Raw genomic sequence first — 12,505 nt, 5'->3', positions numbered from 1 at the left:
CTCAGAGCGCGGCTTTGCCCTGTCGCCAGTACCCGGTGAAGACGATCCGCTCTTGGGGCACGCCGGCCCCCACCAGATGCCGGCGCGCTTGCGTGGGGAGCGCCTGTTCCCCCGCGATGTAGGCCGCCAGCGTGGCTGGCGTCTCGATCGCCAGTTCTTCCAGGGCGCGGAGCGCGGCAGCACCGGGCCGGGCACCCTCCTCGCGCACGATCCAGCGCAGATCGATGCCCTCGGGGCGTCGCAGGGCTGGGCATCCGCGGCGTCGATGACCTCCAGCAGGGCGATGCCACGCGCGTCGCGGGGGAGATCGCGCAGGATTCCCACGATCGCCGGGAGCGCCGACTCGTCACCCGCGAAGAGATAGGCGCTGGCGTCGGGCTGCGGATCGAAGCCTCGCCCCTGATCCAGCAGCATCACCGTCTCACCTGGCTGTGCACGCCGGGCCCAGGGGCCCGCTTCGCCCAGGTCGCCGTGGGAGACGAAGTCGATGTCCACCTCGCCGGATTCGGGACGGAACTCCCGGGCGGTGTAGCTGCGCACGATCGGACGCGTCGCTGCAGGCGAGGAGAGGAGGAATTTCACGTAGCCGGTGAGCCCGAACTGGTCGGGGACGGCGGAAAAGTCCGTCGCACCAGACGCCTGCGGCAGGAACAATCGGAACCACTGGTCGTAGCCGTGATGCGGGAGCCGGGTCAGGTCGTCCCCGCCGACGGTGACGCGCACCATGTGGGGGGTCACGCGCTCGGTGCGCAGCACCTCCGCCCGATACAGACCCCGTTCGCGCCGCGCGTCTTTGAACGCCATCCCGACCTCCTCGGATTAAGTAAGATAAGCCTAACCTAAATCATGTGGCCGAGGGTTGGTAGGGGGCCCTGGGCGGCACTCCGTGCGGTAAAGTCGCCGCCATGACTGTGCCTCGTGGACTCCTTATCGGGCTGCGCTGATCTTCAGCGGATGCGCCCCGCCACCGTGCAGGGCTGCGTCGCATCAGCGTGGCCGCCCCAGCAGCCCGAACGTTCGGGCGCGCGACAGGAACCGTGGACGTCACATCGAGCCGCACGAGCCGTGCGAGCAGACAAGGAACAAGATCAATGAGCAACTCTGACGCGTCCGCCGCCGCACCCCAGGCCACGAGCGAAGTACCGGCCCAGCGTTATACCGCTGAACTGGCCGAGAAGATCGAGACCGCCTGGCAGCAGCGGTGGGCCGAGGAGGGCACCTTCCGCACCCCGGACCCGGAGCCAGGCGTCGACCCCGCGTCGGCCAAGAAGTTCTACCTGCTGGACATGTTCCCCTACCCTTCCGGGAAGGGGCTGCACGTCGGGCATCCGCTGGGATACATCGCCACGGACGCCGTCGGTCGATTCAAGCGCATGACCGGGCATCACGTCCTGCACGCCCTGTCCTACGACGCGTTCGGCCTGCCTGCCGAGCAGTATGCGGTGCAGACCGGGCAGCACCCGCGCATCACCACCGACGAGAACATTGCCACCATGCGCCGCCAGTTGCGCCGCATGGGCCTGGCCCACGATGAGCAGCGTTCCTTCGCGACCACCGATGCGGGCTTCGTCCGGTGGACGCAGTGGATCTTCCTGCAGATCTTCAACTCCTGGTTCGACCCCGAGGCGACCGCCCCCGATGGCTCGATTGGCGCCGCGCGCCCGATCGACACGCTGGTGGCACAGTTCGCCGACGGTTCGCGTCCGCTGCCCGAGCCGTTCACCGGCCGGGCGTGGGGCGAACTGAGCCCCGCCGAGGTCGAGCGGGTCTTGGGTGAGTTCCGCCTGGCTTTCGTCGCGGACGTCCCCGTCAACTGGGCTCCCGGGCTGGGCACCGTGCTGGCCAACGAAGAGGTCACCGCCGATGGGCGTTCCGAACGCGGCAACAAACCTGTGTTCAAGCGGAACCTGCGCCAGTGGATGATGCGGATCACCGCCTACGCCGACCGCCTGGTCGCCGACCTGGACCGCCTGGATTGGCCGGACAAGGTCAAGAGCATGCAGCGCAACTGGATCGGTCGTTCCGAGGGCGCCCACGTCGACTTCCGCGTCGACGGCTCCCCGGAGACGCTGACCGTCTTCACTACGCGCCCTGACACGCTGTTCGGCGCCACCTACATGGTGGTGGCACCCGAGCACGCGATCGTGGACGAACTGGTCGCCGCGACTCCCGCGTGGGAGGCGGGCGTCCCGCAGGTGTGGACGGGCGGCGCAGCAACCCCGGCGGAGGCCGTCGCTCTCTATCGGGCCACGGCCGCGGCGAAGACCGCCGAGGAGCGCCAGGCCGATGCGGGCGCTAAGACGGGTGTGTTCACCGGCGGCTACGCCATCAACCCCGTCAACGGGGATCGGCTGCCGATCTTCATCGCCGACTATGTCCTGATGGGGTACGGCACCGGCGCGATCATGGCCGTTCCGTCGGGCGACCAGCGCGACTTCGACTTCGCCACCGCCTACGAACTGCCGGTGGTAGCCACCGTGGAGGCGCCCGAGGGGCACGAGGGCGCGTACGCGGGCGACGGCGTCGTCATCAACTCCGCCAACGACGAGATCAGCCTGAATGGGCTGGGTATCGCCGAAGCGAAGGCCACCATCTCCACCTGGCTGGAGGCCAAGGGCGCGGGCAAGGCCACCACCACCTATCGGCTGCGCGACTGGCTGTTCTCCCGGCAGCGGTACTGGGGCGAGCCGTTCCCCGTCGTCTACGACACGACCGATGGCCGCGTCATCCCCATCCCGGACGCCATGCTGCCGGTGGAACTGCCGCCGGTGGCCAACTTCGAGCCCAAGGTGTACGCCGACGACGACGCCGAATCCAACCCCGAGTCGCCGCTGTCGCGGGCCGAGGACTGGGTGGAGGTCACGCTGGATCTGGGCGAGGGCCCCAAGACGTACCGACGCGACACGAACACGATGCCCAACTGGGCGGGATCGTGCTGGTACGAACTGCGCTACCTGGATCCCGATGACGCCGCGCACGCCGTCGATCCGGCCATCGAACGCTACTGGATGGGCCCGCGCACGCAGGCCGATGGCACCGTCACCACCGGCGGGGCGGACCTGTACGTGGGTGGCGTCGAGCATGCGGTCTTGCACCTGCTGTACTCCCGGTTCTGGCACAAGGTGCTGTTCGACCTGGGGCACGTGTCCTCGGTGGAGCCGTTCCACAAGCTGTTCAACCAGGGCTACGTCCAGGCCTACGCCTACACCGACGCGCGGGGCGTGTACGTCCCGGCCGAAGAGGTCGTCGAGGAGATCGGCGAGGACGGAGAACCGTTCTGGACGTGGCAGGGCCAACGCGTCAACCGCGAGTACGGGAAGATGGGCAAGTCGCTGAAGAACATGGTGACGCCCGACGAGATGTATGCCCACTACGGCGCCGACACGTTCCGGGTGTACGAGATGAGCATGGGCCCGCTGGATCTGTCGCGTCCGTGGGACACGCGTGCCGTGGTGGGTTCTCAGCGCTTCCTGCAGCGTCTGTGGCGCAACATCGTCGATGAGCACACCGGTGAGGTCATCGTCACCGACGACGCCCCCGACTTGGCGACCGCACGCCTGCTGGCACGCACCATCGTCGAAGTCACGGCCGAGATGGAGCAGATGCGGCTGAACACGGCCATCGCGAAGCTGATCATGCTGAACAACCACCTGACCGGTTTGGACGCAGTCCCCCGCGAGGCAGCCGAGGCGCTGGTCTTGATGATCGCCCCAGTCGCCCCGCACATCGCCGAGGAACTGTGGTCGCGGCTGGGCCACCCCGAGTCGGTGACCTACGCGCCCTTCCCGCAGGTCAGCGACACCTCGCTGCTGGTCGAAGACACCGTAACCTGCGTCGTGCAGGTCGCAGGCAAGGTCCGCGACCGTCTGGAGGTCTCCCCCACCATTTCGGACGCCGACCTGGAAGCTGCCGCCTTGGCTGCCCCCGGTGTCGAGCGGACGCTGGAGGGCCGTGGCGTCCGCAAGGTGATCGTCCGGGCCCCCAGGTTGGTCAATATCGTTCCGGCCTAAAGCCGCCGGCTATCGGCCGAACTCTTCCCCACGCACCCCGTGCCTCACTCTCAACAGGCGCGGGGCGCGTGCTTGTCGGGGACGCGTCAGTGCCTCTGCCACACGGCCAGCGGAGGGCGTCACGGTGGCTGGGGACGTGCCAGTGGCACGCGGCATGACGCTGCGCCGATGCGATCAAGGAAGGTAAGGAGGAACGGAGCGGGCGACGGGAATCGAACCCGCGTGTCCAGCTTGGGAAGCTGGCGCTCTACCATTGAGCTACGCCCGCGCGCTGCCGAGGCAACCCCCACATCATAGCGTTGAAGGGTCGGCGTCCGCGAACTGAGCGCGGCGCGCCCGGGGTGTGTTGCCGCCTCCCGGTATGCTTTCCGCGTGAGGTCCTCCGCCCGCAGGCCTGCGCGTGCCGTTCCTGCCCGTCCCGGGCGAGTGCGGCACTTCTTCCGCGAGCTTGTGGGTCTGCTGGGTGAGGCGCTGGTCACCCTGGGGGCTTTCTGCCTCCTGTTCGCCGCCTGGCAGTTGTGGTGGACGGACGTCGTGGCCGATCAAGACTCCGCCCAGGTGATCTCGACCATGGAGACCTCCGGCAACGGATGGGTTCAACCCAATGCCGTCGAGTTGGGGGACGCCTTCGCGATCGTGCGGATTCCCCGCTTCGGCGAGGACTACGCCCGCCCGATCTACGAGGGCACCACCCGGGACATCCTCAAACGAGGCGTCGGGCACTACGAACAGTCGGTGATGCCAGGCCAGGTCGGGAACTTCTCCTTGGCCGGTCACCGCGTGACCTACGGCAAGCCGTTCAACCGGATCGCCGAACTGGTCCCGGGCGACAAGGTCATCATCGAGACCGTCGACACGTACTACGTCTACACGATCGTCTCGTCCGAGATCGTCTTGCCGACCGATGTCCGCGTCGTCTTGCCGGTACCCAATCAGCCTGGCGCGAAACCCACCCAGGCCATGCTCACGATGACCAGTTGCCACCCCGAGTTCAGTTCGCGTGAACGTTACGTCCAGCACGCCGTGCTGGATCAGACGCTGCCCCGTGCGGGCGGCCTACCCCCGGAGGTGCTGGCGGTGAGCAATCCATGAGGCTCTCGTTCTATGGCGCGCTGTGGCGTCTCCTGCCCGGCCCCGTGGCCGTGAAGGTCCTCCTCGCGGTGATCCTGTTCCTCGGCGTCGTGTGGGCGCTGCTCACGTGGGTGTTTCCCGCGATCGCGCCCCTCATGCCCTTTAACGGGCTCTTCCCAATCGAGGGTGGGTGGGTGACGGCGCGGGCTGAGCGTTGAGGAGCCTTGTCGCCGCGAGGATGTGGGTGTCGAATCCCATCCAGCAACAACAAGGCCCATGTCTGACGCTACCTCAACGACGCCCGCCTGCCCGCCGGTCACCAGCCCGGATCTGACCACCTTCGCTCGGGTTGACACCCTCGGGCTGCGGGTCGACGCCCAGCAGATCTGGCCGGACAAGGCAATCCTGTTCTGCTCGCTCCTCACCGTCGATGACCGATGTCCCCGCTGCGGCGCTGGGGGCCGGGTGCACGACCAGGTGCTACGCCGGTTCACCCACCTGCCCGTGGGCCGACGGCCGACGTGGCTGTCGGTCCGGGTGCCCCGGTTCCGCTGCGATGGGTGTGGGCGGGTGTGGCGGCATTCGCTGAAGACGGTGGCCCGACCGCGGTCGAAGCTGACCAGGGCCGCGGACTGGTGGGCCCTGTGCCAAGTCGTGCTCGATCACACCCCGATCAGCGGTGTCGCCGCCGTGCTGGGCATCAGCTGGGACACCGCCCACATGGCCGTGACCGACGTCGGGACCCAGCTCCTCATCGACCACCCGGGACGGCTCGACGGCGTCGAGGTCGTCGGCGTCGACGAGCACGCTTGGCGACACACCCGCAAGGGCGACAAGTACGTGACCGTGATCATCGCCCTCACCCCGATCCGGGACGACACCGGCCCCGCCCGGCTGCTGGACCTGGTCGAGGGTCGCTCGAAGAAGGCGTTCAAGACCTGGCTGGAGGCTCAGACCGACCAGTTCCGGGCCCGGGTCGCCATCGTGGCGATGGACGGCTTCACCGGCTTCAAGACCGCCGCCGCCGAAGCCGTCCCCGACGCCACCGCCGTGATGGACCCCTTCCACGTGGTCGCGCTGGCCGGCGACAAGCTGAACGCCACCCGACAACGCGTCCAACGTGAACTCACCGGCGGCCGCGGCCGAGCCGATGATCCGCTCTACAAGGCCCGACGTACCCTGCGCACCGGCCGGGCGCTACTCACCGACAAGCAGAAGGCCCGCCTGTCAGCACTGTGGGCCATCGATGAAGCAGTCCCCCTCGAGGTCACCTGGCTGACCTACCAAGACATCATCGACGCCTACCGACACCCCGACGCCGACGTCGGGAAGAAGCTGCTCACCTCGGTGATCGACCGGATCAAGACCGCTGTCCCGGCCGGGCTGGAAGAGCTCGCCCAACTCGGCAGGACACTCGAAAAGCGACGCGACGACATCCTGGCGTGGTTCGACCACCCCGGCTCCAGCAACGGACCCACCGAAGCCATCAACGGCCGGCTCGAACACCTCCGCGGCATCGCGCTCGGCTTCCGCAACCTCGTCAACTACCGGCTCAGATCACTCCTCGAAGCAGGCGGATTCCGACCCCTCATCCACTCTCTTTCGTGAAGAGCCCTTTAACGACGTCACCGTCGAGGGCCCCTAACCGCCAGCGGTCCCAGGAGCCGACGCGAGCGGGCCTGCCGTGCGCGGGAGGTCAGGCGTCGGCTGGCTCCGGGGCGGCCTCGCGGCGCGGCCGGGGGCGCGTGGCGCGCCACAGGTAGACCCCGACGCCGGCGGTACCACCGGCCAGGATCACCGCCCACCAAGGGAACGTCCACGGCGCCGGTGCCGTCGACCCCGCCACCTCGTCGGCGGTGGGAGTGGGCTCGACTCGCGTCCCGGTGACCAAGATGCGCTGGGAGTTGGTCCCCAGCGGAGTGCACGTGACGAGGGTCACCAGATCACGCCCGGGCACCTGGCGCAGGGTTTCGGTCTCGGAAGGGTCCACCACTTTGATGTCGAACACCTGATAGGTGAGCACCTGGTCGAAGACGGTGATGGTGAACGTGTCCCCGATGCTGACAAGGTTCAGATCGGTGAACATCTTCGCTGAGGCGAGCCCACGATGCGCCGTCAGGACGCTGTGCGTGTCCTCGCCACCCACGGGCAGGGACGTGCCTTCGAGGTGACCGACGCCTTCCAGCAGCACCGCGTCGGACGTGCCGTGGTAGATGGGCAGGTCGACGTCCGCCGTGGGAACACGCAGCCGCCCCATCACCCCGGACGGGTCAGCACGCAGCAGTTCCTCGTAGCGGGGCCCCGAGTTGGCAGACGACGTCCCCTCCCCTTGAGGGAGGCGCTCGTTCGGCGCCAGGAGGGCCCCTGAACTCAATTCCGCGTTGTAGGCACGAGCGAGCCGGATCTGTTCGGCTGCGCTCGGCTCCAGACCGACCTCGGAGTGCTGCATGTACGACCCGATCACCAAGGACTGGTTATAGGCGGAGAACCAGGCGGCGATGCTCGGGTAGAGCACGAGGAGCATGCCGAGCCAGGCGGCTACGCCCACGATGAGGGGCAACAGCCACCGGTGCAGCCGTCCTCGATCGACGCGGGTGCTCGCCGAAGGAGACGTCACCATGCTGCTTCGCTGCCCCCGAAGATGCCGCAGGGCGGCGAGAGACTCACCTCTCGCCGCCCTGCGTAACGCGGATCAGTCACTCGGCCGTGCCGCGGTGACGACGACGCACCAAGATCGCCCCGACGCCAGCCAGCAGCAGCAGACCGCCACCGACCGAGATCATCAGCACCTGGCTGCCCGCACCCGTGAACGGGAGCTGCGGGACGCCCTGCTGCGTGTTCGTCACGGTCACGTCGGCGGCGGTGCTCTGGCCCGCCGTCACGCGGACCGCAGTGAACGCCGCGGCGTCGGCGGGGAGAACGTAGCCAGCGGGGGCCGCGACCTCCTTGATGACGTAGCAGCGGTAGGCGGAGTTGATGGGCGCGTTCACCGAGTCCGACACGAACAGACCGGGAATCGTCACGTTGCCGCTCGCGGCAGAGGTGAACGTGGTCGCACCGGACACGCTGATCGGGGTCGCCCCCGTGGCCACGGTCGCCGAGCACGTCGCGGCGTAGGGCTGAGCAGCCGGGTACACCTCGAAGGTCGCCCCCTGGAGCGGACGGGCTTGCGCGTCATGCTTCGTGATAGCCAGGTCGCCCCAGTGCGTGGTGACCGCATCCGAGGTCGTGCCCGGCGTCTCCGCGGCGCGCGTGTTGGCGTACAAGGTCGCGGTGTTGCTGATCGTGCCGTTCGCCGGGAGCGTCGAGACGACACCGGTGAAGGTCGTGACGATCTTCTTGCCGCCCTGCGTCTTCAGCCACGCCAAGCCGGTGGACGTGAACTCGACCTTGGCCGTCTGACCGTTCACCGAGACGGTGTAGTAGGTCGACGGGACCGTCGTGATCGTGCCGCCATCGTTCAACGCGACGCTCGCGACGGCCGGGCTGGTGAGCTCGGTGGCCATCGGGTCAGTCACGCGGTAGTAGGCGAAGTTGTTGGACGGATCGATCTTGGCGATGTCGCTGGTCACCGGGAAGGTGACCGTCGAGCCAAGCCCCAGGCCCGTCTGCGCCGTGATCGACTTCGTGACCGTCGCCAAGCCGTTCTTGGGGTAGACGTTGACGTTGTACAGCCAGTCGTTCTGGTACGGGTACGGGATCGTCACCACGAAGGGGAGCGCCTTGTCCACGACGGTGGAGGGGGCGGACGTCTCGCAGACCAGGTAGGCAGCCACCTGGCGACCCGACAGCGTGGTCAGGCCGTTCGCGTCGGTGGGAGCACTCGCGATGCCGGTGCCCAACGTCTGTCCGGCCAGCGAAGGAACATCACACGCGGTGGAGGGAACCGTGAGGCTCGCCAAGGTGTTCCAGCTCGCGGCGACGCTCAGGTCAAGCGACGTGATCGGGTAGGCGGTGAAAACCACGCCCGGAACGGCATTGGCCGTGGGGGCCTGGCTACCGTTCGGCGTGCCCGTGCCCGTGCCACCCTGCTCGCTCTTGTGGATGATGATGCTGCCAGTGCGACCAAAGTCGATGTTCCCCGTGGGATCTGCAGCCTGAGCTGTCGGGACGAGGGTGAGTGCGCTGAGTGCGACGACCCCCAGCGTCGCGGCGAGCCGCGCGGCCCACCCTCGGCTTGTCGAGTTCATGCTCGGTTCTTTCCTTTCCTACGCGACGCACCACTTCGGCGTGCCACTGACGTTTCGCCCCGCCTCATCGGCGGTGGGGGTGACGATGTGAGCGATGCAGGACGGCGGCGCCCACGGCGACGACGAACAGCAACATTCCGGCGATCCAGTATCTTAAAGCACCCTCACCGCCGGTGAGCGGAAGCTTTACGCCCGGGCTGGGCTGGTTCACAATGACGCCGACGCCAACCGTGGTCTGATCCGCTGAGATCGTGATCGACTTCGGCGTGCCATTGACAACGTAACCCACGGGGGCGGCGACCTCCACCAAGGAGTAGTCTCCCCAAGAGAGCCCTGTGACCGCGAACTGGCCTGCGACCGGGTCGGTATCCCGCCCCGTATAACCGGCCTGTCCGGTGTTATCGCTGATGTCGATCGCGGCACCGGACGGGTTGGTCGGCGTCAGACGCCAGCGCGAACCCGCCAGGAGCCCGCTGGTCGGGCCCACCTTGGACCACGTCACCGTCCCGGGCACCCGCTTGTTGCTGATGGTGCCCAAATCCACGGTCCGGTTCGCCGCCGTGACGGTGAAGGGCCGTGGCGTCGTATCGACCACGTAGCCCGCAGGTGCGGAGACCTCAACGAGGGAGTAGTCACCCAGGCCGACGGGCACGCGGAAGCGTCCGGGGAGCGGATCCTGGTCGACGCCGGAATAGCCCGCTTGACCCACATTGTCCGTGACGGGAATGACCGTGTTTTGCGGCCCATTGAGCCGCCACGTCGTTGCGCCGAGCGGCTGCCCATTCGTCGCGTCGGTTTTCGCCCACGTCACCATTCCTGCTGAGTTCACGAAGGTACACACAATGTGTGTGCGGCGCGCCGTGGGGACGGTCAGGCTATAGGAGGCCCCCGAACCGCTGACCGTCACCGCTGCATTGTTGTTCGCGGTATCCACGCAGGAGAATGAGGTGGAATAGGCGCTGAGGGGATTGGCCGATCCGGACGCCATCGCCTCGGACAACTGGTATTGCTTGCCTCGCTGAGCAACAACCGGGCCCGCGGACGCCGTCGTCTGGGTGCCCTGCGTGGTGACCGAGGCGACGCTGGTGTTGTCTTGCTGGATCAGGAGCGTGAACTGATCCTGAGCGGAGGCTCGCCCCTGGATCGACTTGCGCAACTCCAACGAGGAGGGGTCGGCGCAGGAGGCGAGGTCGGCCAGCCGCCCCGTACCCCCCAGTGAGGCCGTGCCGAAGTCGCCACCTTGAAGCGTGGTGGCAGCCCCCAGAACGGCCCCGGTATTGGGGTCGACCGTCGTCACGACGGCCTCGAAGCGCCCCTGCCAATTCTCGACGGTCTTGCCGAGGTAGGCCGCACCATCCACGCCGAACGCCACGCCGCTGTACTGCCCGCTCGGGACCGAGACGATCCGGCTCGTCGGGGCACCGCCGATCTGGCCTCCGCCGGCCGCATTGAGCGTCCCCGAGCTTACCGAGACGATCTGCATCGACCCGGCGCCGTCGCTCCACAGCAAAAAGAGATCACCATCGGAATTGAAGGCGAGGTCGCCATTGCCCCGATCGCTGTTCGATGTGGGCCCCTGCACCCAGCCCAGATAGGTGACGGACCCTGTCCCGACAACGGAGAACAGTTCAAATCGATACTGCGAACCAACCTTACGCCAGCCCCCAAAGTAGTAAGGGCTGTTGGTGATCGACGGGTTCATTCCCCCAGCGATCAGTGAACTGATCGGGAACTCCACGTTGCCGGGGAGTCGGGGCAGCGTCAACCCCCACGCCGTCACACTGCCGGTGGCGGCGTCCCACCGGTAGAGCTTCGAACTCCTCCGGCCATAGGCGTAGGCGACTTGGCCTCCCGCCCCGATGGCCAGCCCGTTGAAGGACGACGAGGAATCGCCATTTCCCTGCGCGAAGTCGAACGCCAGGGTGGCCGTCGCGTTGATGGTGGAGCCGCTGCTCGACAACGTGTACACCCTGCCCGAGTCTGACTGCGCATAGAACTGGCCGGCATCGCAGCGCAGGGGCGCGGCGGCGGCGCGCGGCAGCGGTCGCCCTTCGGGCTGAGGGGCGGCCGAGGCCGGAAGCGTGTCGGTCGGCACAGGGGTGGGCGAGCCTAGCGTCGGCGTTTCTCCCGCCGTCGGTGTCGCAGACGTCGAGGGGGTCGCCGACGGAGACCCCGGAACCTGAGAGTTGGGTGCGGGGCTCGGGCTCGTAGATCCCACTGTGGTGGGCTCAGCGCTGGCGGACGTGGGGGCGGCAGAGGCGGCCGCAGGAGAGGCCTCGGCGCTATGAGGGGTGACGCCCATCGCCACACTTGCACTCAGGGTCGAGAACGCGACGAGGGCGGCCGTCATCGCCGCCGCGCGCGCTACCCAGCGCTGTGAGCGCGCACATGTGCCTTGCATCGATTCGCCTCCCCCGGTCGCGTCACATCAGGCTGCTGCTCGGGACGCTGTACAACAGCATTACACGAGTTGTGCGGCCACGCTAGCCTGTCTGCGCCGACGCGGCGTTCCCTCTAGAACGGCCCTGATTGCACCCGGGTTCGCCTGACCAACCACCCCGCGCGAACCGACCCGAGCCTAGGGTTCTCCTTATGAGTGATATGTCGTCGAATGCTCCGACTCCGCGTCCGGGCATGCGTGCCGGAGACAGCGATCGAGCGCTCGTCTCTGATCTCTTGTCCGCGGCCTATGCCGAAGGGCGACTCAGCCGGGAAGAGCACGATGCCCGGGTCGCGCAGGCCATGCAGGCAAAGACCTTCGATGACCTCCGCGCGCTCACGTTGGATCTGGTCCCCAGCACGAACGCCGGACGCGCCATCGGCGCCTTCTCTTCCGCTGGAGGCCCCACGATGGAGCGCGGCTCGGACGGTGAGGGCGCCGACACCACCTTCGCGATCTTCGGCGGCCTGCGACGCACGGGGAAGTGGCGCGCGCGACGACACATCTCGAACCTGACGTTGTTCGGCGGCTCCCACTTCGACTTCCGTAACGCCACCTTCGCCTCCGACGTGGTCGAACTCACGATCATCTGCGGTTTCGGGGGCGTCGATGTCCTCGTCCCGCCCGGGGTCAACGTCCGCAACGAGACGCTCGCCCTGTTCGGCGGTACCGACCTCAAACGCATCGAACCCGTTCCCGGTGCTCCGACGATCGTGCTGAAAGGCCTGGTCATGTTCGGTGGCGTCGACGCAAAGGCGCCCACACAAGCGTGGGGTGACGCTGAGTGACCCCCT

8 protein-coding genes, 1 tRNA gene and 1 pseudogene are annotated in these 12,505 nt (G+C 67.6%); 5 read left to right on the top strand and 5 right to left on the bottom strand.

Features of this window, described 5'->3' with window-relative positions:
* Position 1: 1 nt before the first annotated feature.
* Positions 2 to 726, bottom strand: a pseudogene (locus C1706_RS11050) (siderophore-interacting protein).
* Positions 727 to 1,091: 365 nt separating this feature from the next.
* Here C1706_RS11050 and leuS point away from each other — a divergent pair.
* Positions 1,092 to 4,010 (top strand): leucine--tRNA ligase, encoded by a 2,919-nt coding sequence (gene leuS, locus C1706_RS11045; protein ID WP_129459296.1) that lies wholly within the window; start codon positions 1,092 to 1,094, stop codon positions 4,008 to 4,010.
* A gap of 197 nt (positions 4,011 to 4,207) precedes the next feature.
* Here the strand turns inward: leuS and C1706_RS11040 are convergent.
* Positions 4,208 to 4,278, bottom strand: a tRNA-Gly gene (locus C1706_RS11040).
* Positions 4,279 to 4,382: 104 nt separating this feature from the next.
* On the opposite strand from C1706_RS11040, the gene C1706_RS11035 reads away from it, so the two are divergent.
* From C1706_RS11035 to C1706_RS11025, 3 genes are read left to right on the top strand one after another with little or no spacing between them, the layout of a single operon-like run.
* A complete protein-coding gene (locus tag C1706_RS11035) occupies positions 4,383 to 5,102 on the top strand; it encodes a class E sortase (protein WP_206661097.1) in 720 nt (239 codons plus the stop codon).
* Complete coding sequence (locus tag C1706_RS11030) at positions 5,099 to 5,299, top strand: hypothetical protein (protein WP_129459295.1); 201 nt, start codon at positions 5,099 to 5,101, stop codon at positions 5,297 to 5,299. Before C1706_RS11035 ends, C1706_RS11030 begins: the two co-directional genes overlap by 4 nt.
* A gap of 58 nt (positions 5,300 to 5,357) precedes the next feature.
* Positions 5,358 to 6,689, top strand: coding sequence for an ISL3 family transposase (locus C1706_RS11025; protein WP_129459294.1), 1,332 nt, complete (start codon positions 5,358 to 5,360; stop codon positions 6,687 to 6,689).
* A gap of 88 nt (positions 6,690 to 6,777) precedes the next feature.
* On the opposite strand, the gene C1706_RS11020 is transcribed toward C1706_RS11025, so the two are convergent.
* The 3 genes from C1706_RS11020 to C1706_RS11010 form a co-directional block, all read right to left on the bottom strand.
* Positions 6,778 to 7,701 (bottom strand): class C sortase, encoded by a 924-nt coding sequence (locus C1706_RS11020; RefSeq protein WP_206661096.1) that lies wholly within the window; start codon positions 7,699 to 7,701, stop codon positions 6,778 to 6,780.
* Positions 7,702 to 7,777: 76 nt separating this feature from the next.
* Positions 7,778 to 9,271 (bottom strand): SpaH/EbpB family LPXTG-anchored major pilin, encoded by a 1,494-nt coding sequence (locus C1706_RS11015; protein WP_129459293.1) that lies wholly within the window; start codon positions 9,269 to 9,271, stop codon positions 7,778 to 7,780.
* 64 nt (positions 9,272 to 9,335) lie between these two features.
* The gene (locus tag C1706_RS11010) at positions 9,336 to 11,366 is read right to left on the bottom strand and encodes an MSCRAMM family protein (protein WP_129459292.1); all 2,031 of its coding nucleotides are present in this window, start codon (positions 11,364 to 11,366) and stop codon (positions 9,336 to 9,338) included.
* 497 nt (positions 11,367 to 11,863) lie between these two features.
* Between C1706_RS11010 and C1706_RS11005 the strand changes: the two genes are divergently transcribed.
* Entirely contained in the window at positions 11,864 to 12,499 is a 636-nt protein-coding gene (locus C1706_RS11005) for a DUF1707 SHOCT-like domain-containing protein (protein ID WP_129459291.1), read from the top strand.
* The last annotated feature ends 6 nt before the right edge of the window (positions 12,500 to 12,505 follow it).

The sequence above is a fragment of the Propioniciclava flava genome, assembly GCF_004126535.1.
Taxonomy (GTDB): domain Bacteria; phylum Actinomycetota; class Actinomycetes; order Propionibacteriales; family Propionibacteriaceae; genus Propioniciclava; species Propioniciclava flava.
The sequence above is the reverse complement of the archived record's forward strand: the minus strand, read 5'-3'. Positions and strand labels throughout refer to the sequence as shown.

Coding starts and splice junctions, on each gene's coding strand:
- leuS (WP_129459296.1), top strand. CDS start 1,092: ATGAGCAACTCTGACGCGTCCGCCGCCGCACCCCAGGCCACGAGCGAA.
- C1706_RS11030 (WP_129459295.1), top strand. CDS start 5,099: ATGAGGCTCTCGTTCTATGGCGCGCTGTGGCGTCTCCTGCCCGGCCCC.
- C1706_RS11025 (WP_129459294.1), top strand. CDS start 5,358: ATGTCTGACGCTACCTCAACGACGCCCGCCTGCCCGCCGGTCACCAGC.
- C1706_RS11020 (WP_206661096.1), bottom strand. CDS start 7,701: ATGGTGACGTCTCCTTCGGCGAGCACCCGCGTCGATCGAGGACGGCTG.
- C1706_RS11015 (WP_129459293.1), bottom strand. CDS start 9,271: ATGAACTCGACAAGCCGAGGGTGGGCCGCGCGGCTCGCCGCGACGCTG.
- C1706_RS11005 (WP_129459291.1), top strand. CDS start 11,864: ATGAGTGATATGTCGTCGAATGCTCCGACTCCGCGTCCGGGCATGCGT.